The organism is Oceaniradius stylonematis (assembly GCF_965223445.1).
Lineage (GTDB): Bacteria > Pseudomonadota > Alphaproteobacteria > Rhizobiales > Rhizobiaceae > Roseitalea > Roseitalea stylonematis.
In genome coordinates, this window is the sequence record NZ_OZ244994.1 from 2965270 (window position 1) to 2984460 (window position 19191).

At 63.9% G+C, this 19191-nt stretch carries 18 protein-coding genes and 1 tRNA gene; 10 read left to right on the top strand and 9 right to left on the bottom strand.

Features of this window, described 5'->3' with window-relative positions; translation table 11 throughout:
• Positions 1 to 16: 16 nt before the first annotated feature.
• Both ACOQOU_RS14605 and ACOQOU_RS14610 read right to left on the bottom strand, forming a co-directional pair.
• Positions 17 to 1642 (bottom strand): GMC family oxidoreductase, encoded by a 1626-nt coding sequence (locus tag ACOQOU_RS14605; protein ID WP_306024529.1) that lies wholly within the window; start codon positions 1640 to 1642, stop codon positions 17 to 19.
• Entirely contained in the window at positions 1639 to 2715 is a 1077-nt protein-coding gene (locus tag ACOQOU_RS14610) for a PEP/pyruvate-binding domain-containing protein (RefSeq protein WP_158585241.1), read from the bottom strand. The genes ACOQOU_RS14605 and ACOQOU_RS14610 overlap by 4 nt, the downstream gene beginning before the upstream one ends.
• Positions 2716 to 2861: 146 nt before the next feature.
• Between ACOQOU_RS14610 and ACOQOU_RS14615 the strand changes: the two genes are divergently transcribed.
• Complete coding sequence (locus ACOQOU_RS14615; RefSeq protein WP_306024530.1) at positions 2862 to 4352, top strand: aldehyde dehydrogenase family protein; 1491 nt, start codon at positions 2862 to 2864, stop codon at positions 4350 to 4352.
• A gap of 56 nt (positions 4353 to 4408) precedes the next feature.
• On the opposite strand, the gene ACOQOU_RS14620 is transcribed toward ACOQOU_RS14615, so the two are convergent.
• Positions 4409 to 4633, bottom strand: a complete 225-nt coding sequence (locus ACOQOU_RS14620; RefSeq protein ID WP_306024883.1) for a hypothetical protein — start codon at positions 4631 to 4633, stop codon at positions 4409 to 4411.
• A 254-nt stretch (positions 4634 to 4887) separates the two neighbouring features.
• Here ACOQOU_RS14620 and ACOQOU_RS14625 point away from each other — a divergent pair.
• Positions 4888 to 4964: transfer RNA gene (locus tag ACOQOU_RS14625), tRNA-Pro, on the top strand.
• Positions 4965 to 5095: 131 nt separating this feature from the next.
• Complete coding sequence (locus tag ACOQOU_RS14630; RefSeq protein ID WP_306024531.1) at positions 5096 to 6607, top strand: phosphomannomutase/phosphoglucomutase; 1512 nt, start codon at positions 5096 to 5098, stop codon at positions 6605 to 6607.
• Here the strand turns inward: ACOQOU_RS14630 and ACOQOU_RS14635 are convergent, their stop codons facing one another.
• Positions 6608 to 7342, bottom strand: coding sequence for a DUF3750 domain-containing protein (locus tag ACOQOU_RS14635; RefSeq protein WP_109767333.1), 735 nt, complete (start codon positions 7340 to 7342; stop codon positions 6608 to 6610).
• Positions 7343 to 7430: 88 nt separating this feature from the next.
• Between ACOQOU_RS14635 and ACOQOU_RS14640 the strand changes: the two genes are divergently transcribed.
• Positions 7431 to 8435, top strand: a complete 1005-nt coding sequence (locus tag ACOQOU_RS14640; RefSeq protein ID WP_109767332.1) for an asparaginase — start codon at positions 7431 to 7433, stop codon at positions 8433 to 8435.
• On the opposite strand, the gene ACOQOU_RS14645 is transcribed toward ACOQOU_RS14640, so the two are convergent.
• Complete coding sequence (locus ACOQOU_RS14645; RefSeq protein WP_109767331.1) at positions 8436 to 9809, bottom strand: TIGR03808 family TAT-translocated repetitive protein; 1374 nt, start codon at positions 9807 to 9809, stop codon at positions 8436 to 8438.
• A 92-nt stretch (positions 9810 to 9901) separates the two neighbouring features.
• Positions 9902 to 10273, bottom strand: coding sequence for a hypothetical protein (locus tag ACOQOU_RS14650; RefSeq protein ID WP_109767330.1), 372 nt, complete (start codon positions 10271 to 10273; stop codon positions 9902 to 9904).
• 165 nt (positions 10274 to 10438) lie between these two features.
• Here ACOQOU_RS14650 and ACOQOU_RS14655 point away from each other — a divergent pair, with 165 nt between their 5' ends.
• Positions 10439 to 12073 carry a helicase HerA-like C-terminal domain-containing protein gene (locus ACOQOU_RS14655; RefSeq protein ID WP_306024532.1) on the top strand — a complete coding sequence of 545 codons (1635 nt, stop codon included), beginning with the start codon at positions 10439 to 10441 and terminating at the stop codon, positions 12071 to 12073.
• Positions 12074 to 12153: 80 nt separating this feature from the next.
• Here ACOQOU_RS14655 and ACOQOU_RS14660 read toward each other — a convergent pair whose 3' ends face one another.
• Positions 12154 to 12753: a L,D-transpeptidase gene (locus tag ACOQOU_RS14660; protein ID WP_346433259.1), complete on the bottom strand. Its 600-nt coding sequence runs from the start codon at positions 12751 to 12753 to the stop codon at positions 12154 to 12156.
• Between the two features lie 310 nt (positions 12754 to 13063).
• On the bottom strand, positions 13064 to 13714 hold the full coding sequence (locus ACOQOU_RS14665; RefSeq protein WP_306024534.1) for a haloacid dehalogenase type II: 651 nt from the start codon (positions 13712 to 13714) through the stop codon (positions 13064 to 13066).
• Between the two features lie 120 nt (positions 13715 to 13834).
• Here ACOQOU_RS14665 and ACOQOU_RS14670 point away from each other — a divergent pair, with 120 nt between their 5' ends.
• The 5 genes from ACOQOU_RS14670 to ACOQOU_RS14690 all read left to right on the top strand — a co-directional run bounded on the left by ACOQOU_RS14670 (position 13835) and on the right by ACOQOU_RS14690 (position 17075).
• A complete protein-coding gene (locus tag ACOQOU_RS14670) occupies positions 13835 to 14701 on the top strand; it encodes a branched-chain amino acid aminotransferase (RefSeq protein ID WP_109767328.1) in 867 nt (288 codons plus the stop codon).
• Positions 14686 to 14859: a hypothetical protein gene (locus ACOQOU_RS14675; RefSeq protein WP_306024535.1), complete on the top strand. Its 174-nt coding sequence runs from the start codon at positions 14686 to 14688 to the stop codon at positions 14857 to 14859. The genes ACOQOU_RS14670 and ACOQOU_RS14675 overlap by 16 nt, the downstream gene beginning before the upstream one ends.
• Positions 14849 to 15451, top strand: a complete 603-nt coding sequence (locus ACOQOU_RS14680) for a superoxide dismutase (RefSeq protein WP_306024536.1) — start codon at positions 14849 to 14851, stop codon at positions 15449 to 15451. The genes ACOQOU_RS14675 and ACOQOU_RS14680 overlap by 11 nt, the downstream gene beginning before the upstream one ends.
• Positions 15452 to 15622: 171 nt before the next feature.
• Positions 15623 to 16069: a c-type cytochrome gene (locus ACOQOU_RS14685; protein WP_147393308.1), complete on the top strand. Its 447-nt coding sequence runs from the start codon at positions 15623 to 15625 to the stop codon at positions 16067 to 16069.
• Positions 16070 to 16166: 97 nt separating this feature from the next.
• Positions 16167 to 17075, top strand: a complete 909-nt coding sequence (locus ACOQOU_RS14690) for a cytochrome c (protein ID WP_306024537.1) — start codon at positions 16167 to 16169, stop codon at positions 17073 to 17075.
• Between the two features lie 9 nt (positions 17076 to 17084).
• On the opposite strand, the gene ACOQOU_RS14695 is transcribed toward ACOQOU_RS14690, so the two are convergent.
• Positions 17085 to 19166: a S9 family peptidase gene (locus ACOQOU_RS14695; RefSeq protein ID WP_306024538.1), complete on the bottom strand. Its 2082-nt coding sequence runs from the start codon at positions 19164 to 19166 to the stop codon at positions 17085 to 17087.
• Positions 19167 to 19191 lie beyond the last annotated feature (25 nt).

Here is a 19191-nt window from a genome sequence, read left to right on the forward strand (position 1 = left end):
AACGGTCCGTTTGTTTTCAGTGTCGTGTCGCGGCGTCCTGCCGGATCATGTCGGCTGCCTTTTCGGCGATCATGATGGTGGGTGCGTTGGTGTTGCCCGAAACGATCTCGGGCATGATCGAGGCGTCGACGATGCGGAGGCCCTCGACGCCGCGCACCTTCAATCGCGGGTCGACCACCGCACGCGGGCCGGTGCCCATCGCGCAGGTGCCGACCGGGTGATAGACCGAACGCGCATGCTCCCGGATGAAGGCGGTCAGCTCTGCATCGTTGGTCACGCCATCTCCGGGCAGGATTTCGCTGAGCCCGTGCGGCGCGAACGGCTGCTGCCTGAGGATGTCGCGGGCGATCTTGACGCCGCGCATCAGCAGTTGCATGTCGTCTTCCTCGCGCAGCAGCCCCAAGTCGATGACCGGCCGCGCCGAAGGGTCCGCTGCGTTCAGCGTCACGGCGCCACGGCTCTTGGGACGCAGAACGCCGGTGTGCAGCGACACGCCATGGCCGTACTCCAGCATCCGTCCGCGATGGCTCTTGCGGCCTGGAATGAAATGGAACTGGATGTCGGGACGCTCGACGTCCGGCTGCGACCGGACGAAGCCGCCGGCTTCGACCATGTTGGAGGCCAGCATGCCGCGCCGCGCGACGAGATAGCGCAACCCTTCATAGAAGAGCTTGGGCGCCGCGCCGGCAGACAGGCCATAGGGCGTTCGGCTCCGGCTCTTGCAGATGACCAAGCAATCGACATGGTCGTGCAGATTGGCGCCGACGCCGGGCAGGTCATGCTTGACCGCGATGCCTGCGGCCGTCAGGTCGGCGCCGGGGCCGATGCCCGAACGCATGAGGATTTCCGGCGAGCCGATGGCCCCGGCCGAAAGGATCACTTCACGATCTGCCCCAATCGCACGCTCATTGCCATCGCCGTCGCGCACGCGCACGCCCGCGACCCGATCGTTGGACCATTCGAGCGCGGCCACCTGGCTGCTGGTGACGACGCGCAGATTGGCGCGGCCGCGCGCCGGCTCGAGAAACGCGTGCGCTGTCGAATGGCGCCGTCCGCCTTCTTGCGTCACCTGATAGATGCCGACGCCTTCCTGGCCGGCGCCGTTGAAGTCGCGATTTGGGCGGAACTGCAACTGGCCCGCAGCCTCGATGAACACCGTGTCCATCGGGTTTGGATCAGCGAGATCGGTGACCGACAGGGGGCCGGACTTGCCGTGATGGACGCCGTTGAGATCCGGCGCCCGATTGTTCTCCGACTTGATGAAATAGGGCAGAACCGACTCATAGTCCCAACCGGTACAGCCGGCCTCGGCCCAACGGTCATAATCCTCGCGCTGGCCGCGAATGTAGATCATGCCGTTGATGGCCGACGAACCGCCCAGAACCCGGCCGCGTGGGATCGACACCGAACGACCGCCTAATCCGTGCTGGGGCGCCGATGCGTAGAGCCAGTTGTGGCGGGTATTCTTGGCCAGCCATATCAGGCCGAGCGGCATGGCGATGAACGGATGGGTGTCCTTCGGCCCGGCTTCGATGAGACAGACAGTCGAGCGGGGGTCTTCCGACAAGCGGGACGCCAGAACCGCGCCCGCAGAGCCGGCGCCTACGATCACATAGTCGAACCGGTCGCCGGAAGCCGTCACCGTGCCACCCCGAAACCGTATTTCGTCGCATAATCCAGATTGTTCCAGGCCGGGGCGGGCGCCTCGGCCTCAAGCGTGGTCACCGGCCTGACCTGGACGAGGACCGGCGGTTCGCCGGGACGCCAGTGGCGGGGGATGACCCATTCGACATCCACCGGCTCGCCCATTTGCTTTTCGACGTCACGCACCGCGCGGGCGATGGTGTCGACCTCATGGTCGCCGAGCACGCGGGCTTTTCGGAATCGGGCGGGTGCCGGCTCTTCGACAACCAGCCGGGTCTGCGGATCAAAGACCGAGACAATCGTCTTGTCGGCGGTCACATAGTCGAGGATGCGCAAGTCCGCCTTGTCGACAGCCGCACGGTCCGGCGTGACCACGCCCTGGACGACCGATTCGCCAAAGCCCCAATTGCCCTCGATCGTGATGCGGTCGCGTTTGCCGGTCAGCGGATCGACCGAAAAGGCGACGCCCGCAGAGCGCGCATCCGCCAGTTCCAGCACCACAACCGCCATCGGCGCGTCATGGCGAAGGCCCTTCTTCAGCCGGTAAAGGATCGCGCGTTCGTTGAACAGGCTGGCCCAGACCTTCTTTACGTGGTTTAGCAGGGCCTCGTGGCCTGCGACGCCCAAATAGGTCTCGAACTGGCCGGCAAAGCTGGCATCCTTGGCATCTTCGCCAATGGCGGACGATCGCACGGCGACCTTGAGGCGAAGCGTGCCCGACTGAAAACATAGAGCGTCATAGGCATCGCAGATGAGCTGCGCCAGATGGCCGGGCAGACTGGCATCGGCGATCATCGCGACAATGTCGGCCGAACCGGCGCGGATGGCCGCTTCGTCGCTTACGTCAACGCGCGCCAGTCTGTCACCGATGGCGTCATGGAGTTGCGTCGCCTGCAGGAAGTCGGAGAAGGCTGCGGCCGTGACCGTGAAGCCGTTCGGCACCGAAGCGCCCATGGCCGTCAACTCGTACAGCCGCCGCCCCTTGCCGCCGACGTCGGACTCCTCGGACGGCTGCCGGATGTCGGCGACAAACGGTTTCGCTTGCCGGTTTGACCTGGCCTTGACGTGCATCGATATCCTCCCAAAGTCGAACCTACTCAATTTCATTCCATTTGCAACAAAAATATTTCATTTGATGCGAAATCGAGTTGCGTGCGGCTTCCTGCCTGTTATGCAAGGTAAGCAGGGAGCGACTGTCGGAAAGGTGGGGAGGAATGATGCTGGACATGGCACAGATTGAGGCGTTGCGCGCCGCCCCGGTTGCCGATCGGGATCATCTGGTCGATGGACGGTCCTTTTCCCCGACGTCCGGTCAGCGCCTCGACGTGGAAACGCCGATCGACGGGTCGGTCCTGACCACGATGGCACGCGGCGACGCGACCGATGTCGAGGCGGCCGTTAGCGCGGCCAGGCGCGCCTTTGCCGACCGGCGGTGGCGCGGCCTGCCGGCGGCGCGGCGCAAGGCGATCATGGCGCGGTGGGCCGACCTGATCGAGGCGGAACTGCTGGAATTGACGGTGCTGGGCGTGCGCGACAACGGTACCGAGATCGCCATGGCGATCAAGGCCGAGGCCGCCTCGGCGGCGGCCACCATCCGCTATTATGGCGAGGCAATCGACAAGATGAGCGGCGAGATCGCGCCGACGCCCGACAACCGGTTGGGCCTGGTGCATCGCGAACCCGTCGGCGTTGTTGGCGCGATCGTGCCGTGGAACTTTCCGCTCATGATCGGGGCGTGGAAACTGGCGCCGGCCATCGCGGCGGGCAATTCGGTCGTGCTCAAGCCCGCCGAAACGGCCTCGCTCGCCCTACTGCGTCTGGCTGAGCTCGCGCACGAGGCGGGACTGCCCGATGGCGTGCTCAATGTCGTGACCGGGTTGGGCGGCGAAGCCGGCGCGGCGCTCGCCGCGTCAAGCGATGTGGACGTGCTCGTCTTCACCGGTTCGGGCGCCACCGGCCGGAAACTGCTTCAAGCGTCGGCCGAGTCCAATCTCAAGCGGGTCTATCTGGAACTCGGCGGCAAATCGCCCAACATCGTCTTTGCCGATGCGCCGGACCTCGAGACGGCAGCCGAGGCTGCCGTCAATGCGGTCTTCCGCAACAGCGGCCAGGTCTGTGTCGCCGGTTCGCGGTTGCTGGTCGAGCGTTCGATCCACGAGGAATTCATCGAGAGGCTGCGTTCACGAGCCGACCGTATGCGCGTCGGCGATCCGCTCGATCCCGTGACACAGATCGGCGCAGTCAACAGCCAGTCCCAGCTTCACGCCAATCTAAAAGCCGTGGCGCAGGCACAGGAAGACGGCGCCCGCGTCATTGGCGGCGGACAACGGCTGCTCGAATCCAGCGGCGGCTACTACATGCAGCCGACGATCATTGCTGACGTTGCTCTGGCCCACCGGCTGTTTCAGCGTGAGGTGTTCGGGCCGGTCCTAGCAGTCACGACGTTCGATGGCGAGGCGGAGGCGGTGGCCCTGGCGAATGCGGGTCCGTACGGTCTGGCGTCGGGCGTGTGGACCGCCGATCTTGCGCGCGCGCACCGCATGGTCATGGCGATCAAGGCGGGCGTCGTTCACGTCAACACCTATGGCGGCACGGACATCACGGTGCCTATGGGCGGGCAGAAGCAATCCGGCAACGGCTATGACCGCTCGCTGCACGCGCTCGACAAATTCCAGAACCTTAAAACCGCCTGGATCGCCATCGATTGATCCATTGCCTCGAGCCGGACCAAGGGCTCAGCGTAAACGGTTGCCCGTTCAACGGTTCATTTCGATACGAATCTTGTGCATGTTTGACCCATCAAGTGGCGGTCACGCTTTCGCGCAACGGCGGCGCGCCGGCAAAGCGCTGCCTGTCTTTCCTCGCCGCGCAGGTGAACCGGCACGATCCGGATCTTCTCTTCCGCCATACATTGTCTGCTCGCGGTCGGGCAGGTGTCTTTGTTGATGTTCTCCGTCGGCTCTTTGTGCGTTTCTGGTTTCTGTCTCATCGTCACTCCTTGACGGGCCAAGACGAGCGAGAAATCCTCCGTTGTCCGTTAGGCCGAGACCGTCTCATTGGTGCTGAAGTCTGATATCGTCGTGACCGGCGCATGGACTCGCCTCGAAAAGCATGCTCCGTCTTCACTTGCCAGACCGCCGCTTGGAGCTTTGCGCATTTTCGTGGCACTTGGGGCCGTTTGTTCACTTGCTGTTTCGAAATGACTCCGCTAGAAGGCGCCCGAAACCCGTGTGTTTCAAGGGCCGGAGTGTAGCGCAGCCTGGTAGCGCACCTCGTTCGGGACGAGGGGGTCGCAGGTTCAAATCCTGCCACTCCGACCATTTCTCGGTCAGACTTTGATGGAAGTGACACCGTCCGCGCGGACGCCGGCGATTGCCGGTTGCCGCCGCCCCCTTTTTGCGTCTATCCCGGAGAGGCCCGGCATCACGCCAATCCATCCTCCGGAGCTGCCATGAAACCCGTCGCGGACCTGACCCCCAACACGTTCGCCTTCGAGACGACGCCGCTCGTCAAGCCGACCGGCTTCCGCGAATACGATGCGCGCTGGTGGTTCGGCCATCCATCGTCCGACAAGGCACCCGAAATCAACCTGATGGGCATTCAGGCGCTCGGCATGGGGCTCGGCACGCTGATCCGCCGCCGCGGTGCCGGTCCGAAGATTGTCGTCGGCCACGATTTCCGCAGCTATTCCATGACGATCAAGCTGGGATTGACGCAAGGGCTCATGGCCGCCGGCGCCGAGATCAAGGATATCGGCCTGGCCCTGTCGCCGATGGCCTATTTCGCCCAGTTCGAGCTGGACGTGCCGTCCGTGGCAATGGTCACCGCCTCGCACAATGAAAACGGCTGGACCGGCGTGAAGATGGGCTGCGACCGCCCGCTGACTTTCGGCCCCGACGAGATGGGCCAGTTGCGCGATATCGTGCTCGGCGGCGATTTCGACCTGACCGGCGGCGCCTACGAGTTTGTCGACGGGTTTCGCGAGACCTATCTCGACGATCTCGTCGACGGCCACACGATCTCGCGCAAGCTCAAGGTCGTGGCCGCATGCGGCAATGGCACGGCCGGGGCGTTTGCGCCCGAAGCGCTCGAACGGATCGGCTGCGAGGTGATCCCGCTCGACGCCGAACTCGACCACACCTTCCCGCGCTACAATCCCAATCCCGAAGACATGAAGATGCTGCACGCGATCCGTGACGCCGTGCTCGAGCATGGCGCAGATGTCGGGCTCGGCTTTGACGGTGACGGCGACCGCTGCGGCGTCGTCGACAATGAGGGCAACGAGATCTTCGCCGACAAGGTGGGCGTGATGCTCGCCCGCGACATCTCCGCCCAGCACGACAACTCCGTCTTTGTCGCGGACGTGAAATCGACGGGGCTCTACGCCACCGATCCGGTCCTGAAGGAGCAGGGCGCAAAGACCGACTACTGGAAGACCGGCCACTCCTACATCAAGCGCCGGGTGACGGAGCTTGGCGCCATTGCTGGGTTTGAAAAATCCGGCCACTTCTTCTTCGGCCCGCCGATCGGCCGGGGCTATGATGACGGCATCGTCACCGCAATCGCCGTTTGCGAGATGCTCGACCGCAACCCCGAAAAGTCGATGGCCGATCTCTATCGCGCGCTGCCGCTCACCTATGGCTCGCCCACCATGTCGCCCCACTGCGACGATGAGGTGAAGTACGAGGTGATCGACCGTGTCGTGAAGCGGTTTGAAAAGATGCAGGCCGATGGCGGAAAGGTCGCCGGGCACCCGATCGCCGACCTTGTCACCGTCAATGGCGTGCGGGTCGTTGCCGACGACGGCACATGGGGGCTGGTCAGGGCCTCGTCCAACAAGCCCGAACTGGTCGTCGTCGTCGAAAGCCCGGTCTCCGAGCAGCGCAAGATCGACATGTTCCACGCGGTCGATGCGGTGCTGCGCGAGAACCCCGAAGTCGGCGAATACAATCAGACGCTCTGATCAGAGCGCCAGGCCGACCCGGCCGATGCCCGGCAGTTTCAGCGCCGGGCGCATGACATCGATGCCGATCGCCTGACCCAGCAGGTGAACCTCAAACCCAGATCGCAGACCGGCCGACAGACCGGCGAGGCCGTGCAAGGACAGATGCAGGTCACGCGCGTCGCGATCGACTGCGGCGCGGGGGCCGGCGCCCAGATAGTCGCGCCCCACCGCGTGTGGCGGCAGGACGGCGCCGATCTCCGGCACCGCGCGCAAGACGTGGGCGACGAACGTGTTCGAATTCGGCCCCGGCCATGTGCGGTAATCGCCGCGTCCGGCGTGCGGGTAGCGCGCGATGGCGCTTTCGATCGCGGGGATCAGACTGGCCGCTTCATGGCCTCGGATCGCACGGATGATGAAGGGCCGGTTGGAATACCAGCGTGCATCGGCGGTATAGGCATTGCGGCGGACGGGCATGCCCCAGCCCACCTTGTCATAGCGCGTATAGGCCGCAGCGCCCGCGCGCTTGTAGACCAGCCAGCTGTGCACCGAAACCGCGCCCTTGAGCCCGCCGGTGCGTGCCGCCATCACATAGACCGCTGCATCGCTGTTGCGTCCCGGATCGGGCAGGGTGTCCGTGCCCGACCAGTCGGCTTCGTGCCAGCTCTGGGGGCGGTCCACGGTCATCCACCAGGCGGTGGCCGTGCCGATCGGCAGAAAGAAGAGCAGTGCCAGGCAGGCGAGGAATATTCGCATCGGTCTCTTGTGCGTCCGTGTTTGAGGGCATAGTGCGCGGCAATGGGGTGAAAATGCGGTGGCGCCGGGAGCGCGTTCGGGAGGCACTATGGCAAATCCGGTAATCGCCGAAGTCACGCGCGGCAGCCGCGTCGAGAGCGTTCATCGCGGACGCATCGTCGCCGTCGATGCCGATGAAGGCGTGTTGTTCGCTATCGGCGATGTCGACACGCCGGTCTACCCGCGTTCAGCCCTCAAGCTGATGCAGGCGTTGCCGCTTGTTGAAAGCGGTGCGGCCGACGCGTTCGGCTTCGGCGACCGGGAACTGGCGCTGGCCTGCGCGTCCCATTCGTCCGAACCGGCCCATGTCGATATGGCCCGCGCGATGCTGTCCAAAGCGGGCCTGACGCAGGACGATTTGCAATGCGGCGCCCACTGGCCGCTGTTCGGATCCGGCGAGATGGTGGCATTGGCGCGGTCCGGCGAAGAGCCGACGCGCGCGCACAACAATTGCTCGGGCAAACATGCCGGCTTTCTGTGCACCTGCGTTCACCAGGGGTTTGATACGGGCGACTATCTTGCGGACGCCAACGGCGTGCAGCGCCAGGTGCGCGCGACGATCGAACAGTTGACCGGCGCAACGCTCGACTTTGACCGGTGCGGCCTCGACGGCTGCTCGGCGCCCACTTATGCGCTGCCGCTTGTCGCATTTGCGCGCGGCTTTGCGCGGCTGGCGACGGGCAACGGGCTGGAGTCCGCACGCGCCAAGGCGGCGCGGCGGCTGATGGCGGCGTGCGTGGCCGAACCGCTGATGGTGGCCGGCACGGGGCGTTTCTGCACCGACCTGATGGATGCCTGTGAGGGCCGGGTCTACGTGAAGACCGGAGCGGAGGGCGTCTATGTGGGCACGGTGCCGGAAGAAGGCATCGCGCTGGCACTCAAATGCGACGATGGCGCGACACGGGCCGCTGAGGTGGCCATGGCGGCGGCGCTTGTGCGGGCGCTCGGGCCGGACCACGATCTGACGGCGTCGATTGCATCGTTCGCTGTTCGGCCGGTGCGCGACTGGAACGGGCTTCAGGTGGGAGAGTTGCGCGCTGTTGAGCCAGATTGATCAGGCCAGCCGGTTGTCGGCGAGGATGATGTTTTCCGGCACGCCACGGCGCGCGCCCAGCAACTCACCGGTCGTCAGGTCTGCCCAGCGATGGGCGCGGATGGCGCCTTGCCGCGCGCCAATCACATTGGCGCTGACGAGCACCGTGCCAGCGCCCGGTGCTTCCGAGATGCCGATGCCGATCCGTGCGTCGCGAATGACATTCGACGACAGAACGCAATCGCGCAGATAGGGTCCCCAGCCGGCATTGATGCCGAACCGGGCGACGCCCTCGATCATGTTGCCTGTGACCGTCGTATCGGCTTCCACAGCGATGCCGGTGCCGAAACCGGGCGCGTCAGGCTCATAAGGCCCGGTGGCGACGATGTTCCGGATGATGTTGCCCGATACGGTCGCCGCGCGTCCGCCGTCGTTGAAGTTGGTCACCGAGATGCCGTTGGCTGCACCATCGATGAAGTTGCGCGCCACGATGGCATTCTCGAACCCGAACTCGGAGTAGATCGCCGTCTCACCGATCGCGCGGCAATTGTTGTCGACGATCTGCAGGTTCCGCGCCGCATTGCCGCGCACCGCCGAAAAGGCGGCGCCTTCGATCCGGTTGCCGCTGACCAGCACATTGTCGGCACGGAACAGGTTGATCGCATTGCCCCACTGGCCGGTGCCGCCGCTGACCGCGCCGATATTGGTGATGCGGTTGCCGACGATCATCGTGCCGTCATCGCCTTCGGCCCAGCGATGGATGATGACACCGCCATCGGCACAGGCATCGACCCGGTTGCCGCGCACCGTCAATCCCGTGCTTTCGACCGCATAGATGCCGAAGCGCGCCGCGCCCGAAATGGAGCAATCGGCAATCCGGCCGCCGCAGCGTTCAAGATGGATGCCGTCCCGCCCGGCGCCGCGCACCGTCAGATCGTCCAGCGTCACATCGGGCACGCCGCGCAGATCGATAAGCCCGTCGACGCCGGCACCGGTCCAGCGATTGACGCCGTCGACGACGAGGTTTGAAAGGCGCACCTGCCGCAGATCATGGCCGGACAGGAAATGTCCGTCGCCGCCATAGACCAACTCGGTGCGTCCCGGCACACCGGAAATCAGCGCACCTTCGGGAAGCTTGATGTTGGAGATCACATAGGTGCCGGCCGGCAGGAACACCGGAATGCCGCGCCGTGCGGTTTCGTCCAGCATGCGCTGGAACGCGGCCGACTGGTTGTCGAGCGCGCCGGGGCGGACATCATAGTCGAGCGCGCTGACCGAACCGCGCAACTCGGCCAGCGTCACCGCCGGTTGGCGCGATTGTGCCGATGCGGAACGGCTGACGGCCAGCGCGGCCAAGCCTGTTCCAAAATGGGTCAGAAACCGGCGTCTGTGCATGTCTGTCCTCCATTGCGAGGATCAGGTGCACGCACGATGCCAAAACGCCCCGGCATCCCTGTCCGGGGCGCTTTCTGCCGTGCTCCAAAGCGTCAGACGAACTGGCTGAGCCCGGGAATCGCGCTGATGACTTCATCGACAGGGCCGTCGCCGGCCTTTTCCCTGGCGAACGAGATGGTCTCCTTGGAAATGCCGGAGATTTCGCCCATGCCGAGCCCGAGCCCCATCAGCGACGAGCCAAGACCCATCACGCCGCCGCCCATCATGCCGCCGAGCATTCCGCCGCCGCCGCCACCGGCATTGTCGATCAGATCCTGCGCGCCGGGCATTGCGGCCAGCATCTCGGCGATCTTGTCCTGCGGGCCTTCCTTCTGCAGAAATCCGAGGATCATGCCGACGGCGCTCTGCGCCTTGCCGGCGTCGATGCCGACGCTGTCCGTAATGCGGGAAATCAGGTCTTCCATGAGTGCCTCCGGCCGAAAAATTTTGACGTTTACGTCATAGGCAGAACCGCCGGCGCAATTCAAGGGCGCAGACACGCCATCGCGCGAAATTCGCCTGACGCCATTGTCCGCCGGCGGGCCGCCAACTATAGCAGGGCAGGGGATGCAGCAGACGGGACGCCTTAAATGACCGCACCGGAAGAGATTTTCGTCGGCACCAGCCGCAAGCCAGACGACAGCATCGAGGCCAAACAGTTCCTCAAGCTGAAATACGCCAACCGGCACGGGCTGATCACCGGCGCAACCGGAACGGGCAAGACCGTGACGTTGCAGATCCTGGCCGAGGGCTTTTCCAATGCCGGCGTTCCGGTCTTCTGCGCCGACGTGAAGGGCGACCTCTCGGGCATCGCCGCGATGGGCGAAGCCAAGGACTTTCTCCTCAAGCGCGCCGAGACGATCGGGCTCGATCCGTACGAGTTCCAGGAATTCCCGGCGATCTTCTGGGACCTGTTAGGCGAGAAGGGCCATCCCATCCGCACGACGATCTCGGAGATGGGACCGTTGCTCCTGTCGCGGCTGATGGACTGCTCGGACAGCCAGGAGGGCGTCATCAACATCGCCTTCCGCATCGCCGACGAGGAGGGTCTGCTGCTGCTCGACCTGAAGGACTTCCGGGCGCTTTTGTCCAACATGTCCGAGCGTTCCAAGGAACTGTCGCACAAATATGGCAGCGTGAACCGCCAGTCGATCGGCGCGATCCAGCGCAAGCTCCTCGTGCTCGAACAGCAGCGCGCCGATCTTTTCTTCGGCGAGCCGGCGCTGCGTATCGCCGACATCATGCGCACGACCCCGGACGGGCGCGGCGCCATCAATGTGCTGGCCGCAGACCAGCTGATGATGAATCCGCGCCTATATGCGACGTTCCTGCTCTGGCTCCTGTCGGAACTGTTCGAGGAACTGCCCGAAGTCGGAGATTCCGACCGGCCGCGCCTGGTCTTCTTCTTCGATGAGGCACATCTTCTGTTCGACGAGGCGCCGAAAATTCTGGTCGAAAGAGTGGAACAGGTGGTCCGGCTGATACGGTCCAAGGGCGTCGGCGTCTTCTTCGTCACGCAGAACCCGCTCGACGTGCCGGAAACGGTGCTGTCGCAACTGGGCAACCGCATCCAGCATGCATTGCGCGCCTACACGCCGCGGGAGCAGCGCGCGGTCAAGACGGCGGCCGACACCTTCCGGCCCAATCCCGACTTCGACAGTTTCAAGGTGATTACCCAACTCGGCGTCGGCGAGGCGCTGGTCTCGACGCTCGAGAAGAAGGGCGTGCCGGGTATCGTTCAGCGCACGCTGATCCGTCCGCCGTCCTCGCGTCTGGGCCCGCTTGAGGATGGCGAGCGCGCGGATGTCGTCAGGCAGAGCCCGATCATGGGCCAGTACGACGAAACGCTGGACCGGGATTCGGCCTTCGAGATGCTGGCGCGCCGCGCACAGGAGGAAGCCCGCGCGGAAGAGGAAGCGCGCCGGCGCGAGGAAGAGGAAGAGCGCCGCGAAGAGGAGGAGGAGAGGCGTGAACGCGAGCGCGAACGCAGCGCGCGGTCGCAGTGGCGCCTGCCGGACTATGACGATGATGACGGCTATTCCGGTCGCCGCCGGTCGAGCCGCAGTTCAAAATCGCGCAGCCGCCGAAGTTCCGGCCGGCGCCGCAGCTACAAGCGCCAGACCGTCACCGAAGCGGCGGTCAAATCTGTCGTGCGCAGCGTCTCGACGCAGCTTGGCCGTGCGATCGCTCGTGGCATCCTCGGCGGCATCAAGCGCGGCTTTTGACTGGCTGGAGCTGATCTTTCGCCAACAAAAAAGGAGCGCCGCCAGCGCCCCCTTCTTCTTGTCGGCCTTGCCGTGAGCGGTCAGCGCACGACGATCGGCGTACCTTCCGGAACACGGCTGTAAAGGTCGATCACGTCCTGGTTCATCAGCCGCACGCAGCCCGATGAAACTGATTGGCCGATCGATGTCCATTGCGGGTTGCCATGCAGCCGGTAGAGCGTGTCCTTGCCGTCCTGATAGATGTAGAGCGCGCGGGCACCGAGCGGATTGGTGATGCCCGGATCCATCCCGCCTTCCCATACATTGTCGCCGTCTTTGTCGCTGGCGCGATAGCGCTCCAGTTCAGGTTCGCGATCGATCATCTCATCAGGGGGAAACCATCTTGGCCAACGCCGGCGCGCGCCGACCTCCGCCCGTCCCGACCATTCAAATCCCGCGCGACCCAAGCCGACGCCGTAACGGATCGCATTGCCATTTCCGAGCGCCAGAAAAAGGAAATGTTGCCGGGTATCGACGACAACGGTTCCCGGCGCTTCGCGTGTCGTGTCCCGCACAACTTGCCGCAGATAACGTTCCGGCACGCGCTCATAGGGGATGGCCGGAATGGTGAAGCCGCCATCCCGTTTGGTGGCGTACATTTCCTCGAACGGGGGAAAGCGCGGTTCGGGTCCGAACGGCATCGTGCCGGTGCGCAGGGGCGACTGGCTACGCGGTGGTGCAAGCGTAATTGGCGGCGCGGCGCTTTCCGGCGGCGGCGTCTGGGTGCATGCGGCGGTCGCCGCCAAGGGTGCCAGGGCCGAAAGACCGAGAAATTGCCTGCGAGATGTACGAATCATGACGGACCCCATGATGAAAAACCCCGCTCTCTGCTACGGCAGCGTTCGCCGGTTGGGAAGTTGCCGGCACTCCGAAACGCCTCTGCTTCACGGCTCTGTGAGCGCTTTTGCCGCCTTTGGCTCACAGCGTTGCAAAGCTGCAACATATTGCCGCTTACAATTCGTCGAGCGAACCGATGACCCGTTTGGGCGCATATTTCGCATATTCGTCCGGCGCGCCGCTGCGATTGATCCAGACCGGATGAAAACCGAACTTGCAGGCGCCTGCGATGTCCCATCGGTTGGATGAGACGAACACGATCTTTTTCGGCTTGGCGTCCCAGGCGTCGGTCACCATCCGGTAGGTTTCAGGCGCGGTCTTGAACACCTTGACCGCATCGACGGAGAATGTGTCGTCTATCAATGTGTCGAGCTTTGCCGAGCGGATGGCCGCCGTCACCATCTCCGGCGAGCCGTTGGAAAGGATCGCCGTGCGCGCCCCGTCGCGCCGCAGCCGCTCGAGTGTCGGGCTGACGTCTGCATAGGCATCGAGTGTCCAATAGGCATCGAGAAGGGCCGATCGCAGCGCATCGTTGCCGACACCGTGCAGCGCCAGCGCGTAATCGAGTGCTTCTTCGGTCAGCCGCCAGAAGTCCGAATAGCTGCCCATCAGCCCGCGCACCCAGGAATATTCGAGCTGCTTGGTCCGCCAGGTCGCCGACACCGCCTCCCATCGATCGCCCAGTGCCCTGGCATGGGCGCGCATCGCCGCATGGACGTCGAACAGGGTTCCATAGGCGTCGAACACGTAGCCGGTGGGGGTCATCTTGATCCGTCGCGTTGCAGGCGGACGCATCATCGTGCAATCGCCGGCCCCGTCAAGTCGTCCGCGTTGACGCAATAGCCAAAACCGGTCAATGCGTAAGCGAGACGAAGGGAGCGACCCATGGCGACGATACCACCGGCGCAAAGCCAGACCTGGACCCATGTCGATGGCGACTGGCATGAGGGCAATGTGCCGATCATGGGTGCGCGAACACATGCGGTATGGCTTGGGTCGTCCGTGTTCGACGGCGCGCGCTGGTTCGAGGGCGTTGCGCCGGACCTCGATCTGCATTGCCAGCGCGTCAACGCATCGGCGCTGGCGCTCGGTCTTCAGCCGACCATGGAGCCGGACGCCATGGCGGCGTTGACCATGGAGGGCATCAGGAAGTTCGACGGCAACACCGCCGTCTATATTCGCCCGACCTATTGGGCCGAGCATGGCGGCTACATGTCGGTGCCCGCCGATCCCGCATCGACGCGCTTTGCCCTTTGCCTGTTCGAGGCGCCGATGATCGCTCCCCAGGGCTTTTCGGTCACCGTCTCGCCGTTCCGGCGTCCGACGATCGAGACCATGCCGACCAACGCCAAGGCCGGCTGTCTCTACCCCAACAATGGCCGCGCGATCATGGAAGCGCGCGCGCGCGGTTTCGACAATTGCCTGGTGCGGGACATGCTCGGAAATGTGTGCGAAACGGCGACCTCCAACGTCTTCCTGGTCAAGGACGGGCAGGTGATGACGCCGGCGCCCAACCGTACCTTCCTGTCCGGAATCACACGCAACCGCATCATCGATCTCCTGTGGCAATATGGCTTCAAGACCGCCGAAAGGGCGTTGACGGTCGAGGACTTCATGGATGCCGACGAGATCTTTTCGACCGGGAACCACTCCAAGGTCGTGCCCGTTGTGCAGATCGAGGATCGCGAGTTGCAGCCCGGACCGGTGGGCAAGAAAGCACGCGAACTCTACTGGGAATGGGCGCACGGCTGATCGCCGGGCGCACCCTTCCCGAGGTCGAAATCGGCAGTCGTCCGCTTGCCGAATTCGGTCTTGAAGTCTACATCAGCGGTCAGGATTTGCGCGCCATCCGGACCCGTCCCGCGCAAGTCCGATCATCCGACGGAGAGGACCCCGACCATGGCTTTTGAACTTCCCGACCTTCCCTATGATTACGACGCGCTCGCGCCCTACATGTCGCGCGAAACGCTCGAATTCCATCACGACAAGCACCACCAAGCCTACGTAACCAAAGGCAACGAACTGGCTGCAGAAGCGGGCATGGACGGGCTTTCTCTCGAGGAAATCGTCAAGCAGTCGCATGGCAAGAACCCGGGCCTGTTCAACAATGCCGGCCAGCATTACAATCACATCCACTTCTGGAAATGGATGAAGAAGGGCGGTGGCGGCACGTCGCTGCCGGGCAAGCTGCAGAGCGCGATCGACAGCGATCTGGGCGGCTATGACAAGTTCAAGGCCGATTTCGTCGCCGCCGGCGTTGGCCAGTTCGGGTCGGGCTGGGCCTGGATCGCCGTCAAGGACGGAAAACTTGAAATCATGAAAACGCCGAACGGCGAGAACCCGCTGGTCCATGGCGCGCAGCCGATCCTCGGCGTAGATGTGTGGGAGCATTCCTACTATATCGACTACCGCAACGCCCGGCCGAAATATCTCGAAGCCTTCATCGACAACCTCATCAACTGGGACCATGTCCTTGAAATGTATGAAGCTGCGACGAGCTGACCGGACAAAAGCCGGCCTGAATGCCTGAATGATGTGAAGCCCGGCCGCTGTGCCGGGTTTTTCGTTACGAACTGTTCACAATAACGCGTCTTGATTTTCGCTCTCCGGTTGCATCTTCTTCTTTGCGATGCGGGCTTCGGCTCGCCGCAAAAAGCATCCGGAGGAAAACAGATGTTGCTGAGAACCTTGACGATCGCCGCGACCATGTTGGCCACTGGCGCGACGGTGTCGATCGCGCAGGACGATCCGATCGCCGAACGCCAGGAGACCATGAAGACGATGGGCCGTTCGATGCGCGTGCTGGTTCCGATGGCGCGCGGTCAGGCGGATTACGATGCGGAGGCGGCGCTCGCTGCTTTCGTCCAGATGAACGATGCGGCGCAAAATTATGGCGATCTGTTTCCCGAAGGCTCGGAAACGGGCGGTGACACGCGCGCCAAACCGGAGATCTGGTCCGATCGTGAGGGCTTCGATGCCGCCGTGGCCGCCTTCAAGGACGACCTCGCCATGGCGGTTTCGGCCGACATCGGCAGCCTCGACGCGTTCCGTCCGGTGTTCGGCGCCGTTGCGCAGAATTGCGGCGACTGCCACGAAGACTATCAGGTTCCCGAGAACTGATCGTCCGAAGGCTCTTGGCTCCGATCTTGCCGGCGGTGCCTGGAGCCCGCCGGCAAACAGCTTTTTGTGAGGCACGGTGCGTCGTCTGACGATTTGGATGGTCTTGATTGCCACGGCGGGCGTGGCTGCGTTCTGGCTGCTGTCCGCGCCCGTTCGGCTTGCTGCAACCGATCTGGCTGTCTTCGAAGCGCACGAACCCGATCTCGCCAACGGCGAGAACCTCTTCTGGGCGGGCGGCTGTGCATCCTGTCATGCAGCGCCCGATGGCGAAGGCGACGCCCGTTCAATCCTGTCCGGTGGTCTGGCTCTCGAAAGCCCTTATGGCGTGTTCGGCGTTCCGGGCATTTCGCCCGATCCCGATACCGGCATTGGCGGCTGGTCCTTTTACGATTTCGCCAATGCGATGAAGCGCGGCGTGGCTCCGGACGGGCGCCACTATTATCCATCCTTCCCCTATGCGTCCTATGCGAAGATGCCGCTGACGGACCTCGCCGACCTCTGGGCCTATCTGAAGACCCTGCCGGTTCCCGACAGCGCAGCCGAGATACCCCAAACGCAACTTTCCTTTCCTTTCAATATGCGCCGCGGCATCGGCCTTTGGAAACGCGTCTATCTGGAAGAGGCTCCGGTCGTCGCCGACGATGCGCTGGGCGATGACCCCGTTCTGACGCGCGGCCGCTATCTGGTCGAAGGTCCGGGCCATTGCGGCGAGTGCCACACGCCGCGAAACATCGGGTTGGCCATGGACGGTTCGCGCTGGCTCGCCGGTGCGCCCAATCCCGAAGGCGAGGGGCGCGTGCCCAACATTACCGGGCATGCCGACGGTTTGGCGGGCTGGACCGCGGACGACATCGCCTACGGCCTCGAATCGGGCTTCACGCCGGCGTTCGATTCGATGGGCGGTTCGATGGCTTCAGTCGTCAAGAACCTCGCCAACGCGGCCGCCGAAGACCGCGCGGCCATCGCGGCCTACCTCAAGGCGATTCCCGAGATACCTGACGGGTGAGGGGCCGTATCAGCCCGCCTTGCCCACGGTCTTGAGCGCGAACGCATAGACCTCGGCGATCTCCTCGAGCCGCGAGAAGCGTCCCGACGCGCCGCCATGGCCAGCGCCCATATTGGTCTTCAGCATGACAGGCGCGTCCGATGTCGAATGGTCGCGCAGCTTCGCCACCCATTTGGCCGGTTCCCAATAGGTCACGCGCGGGTCGGTGAGCCCGGCGACGGCAAGCACGGGCGGGTAGGGCAGGGCGCCCACATTGTCATAGGGACTATAGGCGGCGATGGTCTGGTAATCGGATTCCGATGCGATCGGATTGCCCCATTCGGGCCATTCGGGCGGCGTCAGCGGCAGCGTGTCGTCGAGCATCGTCGTCAGCACATCGACGAACGGCACTTCCGCGATGATGGCGCCGAACGCCTCGGGCGCCATGTTCATGACGGCGCCCATCAGCAGGCCGCCCGCCGAACCGCCCTGCGCGACGATCCTGTCGGGCGCGGTATAGCCTTCATCGGCGAGATGCCTTGCGACGGCAACGAAATCCTTGAACGTATTGGTCTTCGCCTCTCGCTTGCCGTCTTCATACCAGGCAAAGCCCTTGTCCTTGCCGCCGCGAATGTGGGCGATGGCATAGACAAACCCCCGGTCCACCAGCGACAGGCAGTTGGTGTTGAAGGAAGCGGGGATGGTGATGCCGTAGGAGCCGTAGCCATAGAGCAGACAAGGCGCGGAACCGTCGAGCGGCGTCCCGGCCTTCATCACCAGCGACACCGGTACCAGTGCCCCGTCATGCGATGTCACCTGAAGCCGCCGTGTCACATAGGCGTCCGGATCGTGGCCGCTCGGCACTTCCTGTGTCTTCAGAAGCGTGCGTTCACCGGTCGTCATATTGTAGTCGAAAACCTGGCTGGGCGTCGTCATCGACGAATAGGTGAAGCGGATGACGTCCGTGTCATATTCATACGAGCCCTGTAGCCCCAACGCATAGGCCTCCTCGTCAAAGGCGATGTGATGCACCTCGCCGGACTGGCGGTCCATGATCGCGATGCGCGGCAGGCCGTCCTCGCGCTCCAGCCAGACCAGATGACGCGCGTAGGCCTGATGGCTGAGGATCAGCCGCCCGGGCTGATGCGGCACGATTTCGGACCAGTTCGCCTTTTGCGGCGCATCGACCGGTGCCGTCGCGATCTTGAAGTCCTTGGCGCCGTCGGCATTGGTCAGGATGAAGAAGACTTCGCCGCCTTCCTCCAGCTCATATTCGATGCCCTGGACGCGCGGCTCGACCATGACCGGCGCCGCGGCCGGATCGCCGGCTTTCAACAGTCGGAACTCGCTGGTTTCGTGGTCGTGAATGTTGATGAAGACGAAATCGTTGAGGCGGCTCTGGCCGACGCCCATGAAGAAGCCCGGATCGGTTTCTTCATAGATCAGCCGGTCTTCGGCCTGTGTCGTCCCAAGCCGGTGATAGAAGAGTTTGGACGGGCGGTGGTTCTCGTCCATCCGCGTATAGAAGAAGCCTTCCGCCCCGGCATCGAAAACGCCGCCGCCGGACGTGTCTTCGACGGTGTCGTCAAGATCGTCGAGCGTTGCCAGATCGCGGACGCGGCAGGTGAAATATTCCGAACCTTTGTCGTCAAAGGCCCACAAGAGCTTGCCGTGATCGGCCGAATGGTCGGCGCCGCCGAGCCGGAAATAGTCCTTGCCGTCCGCCTCCTTGTCGCCGTCGAGCAGGATCGCGCGCTCGCCGTCGGGGGTCTTGCGCGGGACGCGGTAGAAGCGCGGCTGCTGCCCGCCGGTCTTGTATGACGATCCGTATGCCCACGGCCCGTCCGGCGCCGGCACGCTTTCATCGTCTTCCTTGATGCGTCCCTTCATCTCGGCGAACAGCGTCTTCTGCAGCTCTTCCGTGTCGGCCATCAACACTTTCTGATAGGCGTTCTCGGCCTCCAGATGATCGCGAATATCACTGGCCAGCACGGAGGGGTCCTTGAACACAGCCTGCCAATTGTCCGCACGCAGCCAGGCATAATCGTCATTGCGGGTAATCCCGTGCCGCGTGTCGGCGATGGGGCGTTTTTCTGCTGCCGGTGGTGTCATATCGGTCTGAAAGGGCATATCGGTC

What these genes read in the sequence shown, in the direction of transcription:
- ACOQOU_RS14610 (WP_158585241.1), bottom strand. Translation starts at nt 2,715, where the DNA reads ATGCACGTCAAGGCCAGGTCAAACCGGCAAGCGAAACCGTTTGTCGCC.
- ACOQOU_RS14615 (WP_306024530.1), top strand. Translation starts at nt 2,862, where the DNA reads ATGCTGGACATGGCACAGATTGAGGCGTTGCGCGCCGCCCCGGTTGCC.
- ACOQOU_RS14620 (WP_306024883.1), bottom strand. Translation starts at nt 4,633, where the DNA reads ATGAGACAGAAACCAGAAACGCACAAAGAGCCGACGGAGAACATCAAC.
- ACOQOU_RS14630 (WP_306024531.1), top strand. Translation starts at nt 5,096, where the DNA reads ATGAAACCCGTCGCGGACCTGACCCCCAACACGTTCGCCTTCGAGACG.
- ACOQOU_RS14635 (WP_109767333.1), bottom strand. Translation starts at nt 7,342, where the DNA reads ATGCGAATATTCCTCGCCTGCCTGGCACTGCTCTTCTTTCTGCCGATC.
- ACOQOU_RS14640 (WP_109767332.1), top strand. Translation starts at nt 7,431, where the DNA reads ATGGCAAATCCGGTAATCGCCGAAGTCACGCGCGGCAGCCGCGTCGAG.
- ACOQOU_RS14645 (WP_109767331.1), bottom strand. Translation starts at nt 9,809, where the DNA reads ATGCACAGACGCCGGTTTCTGACCCATTTTGGAACAGGCTTGGCCGCG.
- ACOQOU_RS14650 (WP_109767330.1), bottom strand. Translation starts at nt 10,273, where the DNA reads ATGGAAGACCTGATTTCCCGCATTACGGACAGCGTCGGCATCGACGCC.
- ACOQOU_RS14655 (WP_306024532.1), top strand. Translation starts at nt 10,439, where the DNA reads ATGACCGCACCGGAAGAGATTTTCGTCGGCACCAGCCGCAAGCCAGAC.
- ACOQOU_RS14660 (WP_346433259.1), bottom strand. Translation starts at nt 12,753, where the DNA reads ATGCCGTTCGGACCCGAACCGCGCTTTCCCCCGTTCGAGGAAATGTAC.
- ACOQOU_RS14665 (WP_306024534.1), bottom strand. Translation starts at nt 13,714, where the DNA reads ATGACCCCCACCGGCTACGTGTTCGACGCCTATGGAACCCTGTTCGAC.
- ACOQOU_RS14670 (WP_109767328.1), top strand. Translation starts at nt 13,835, where the DNA reads ATGGCGACGATACCACCGGCGCAAAGCCAGACCTGGACCCATGTCGAT.
- ACOQOU_RS14675 (WP_306024535.1), top strand. Translation starts at nt 14,686, where the DNA reads ATGGGCGCACGGCTGATCGCCGGGCGCACCCTTCCCGAGGTCGAAATC.
- ACOQOU_RS14680 (WP_306024536.1), top strand. Translation starts at nt 14,849, where the DNA reads ATGGCTTTTGAACTTCCCGACCTTCCCTATGATTACGACGCGCTCGCG.
- ACOQOU_RS14685 (WP_147393308.1), top strand. Translation starts at nt 15,623, where the DNA reads ATGTTGCTGAGAACCTTGACGATCGCCGCGACCATGTTGGCCACTGGC.
- ACOQOU_RS14690 (WP_306024537.1), top strand. Translation starts at nt 16,167, where the DNA reads ATGGTCTTGATTGCCACGGCGGGCGTGGCTGCGTTCTGGCTGCTGTCC.
- ACOQOU_RS14695 (WP_306024538.1), bottom strand. Translation starts at nt 19,166, where the DNA reads ATGACACCACCGGCAGCAGAAAAACGCCCCATCGCCGACACGCGGCAC.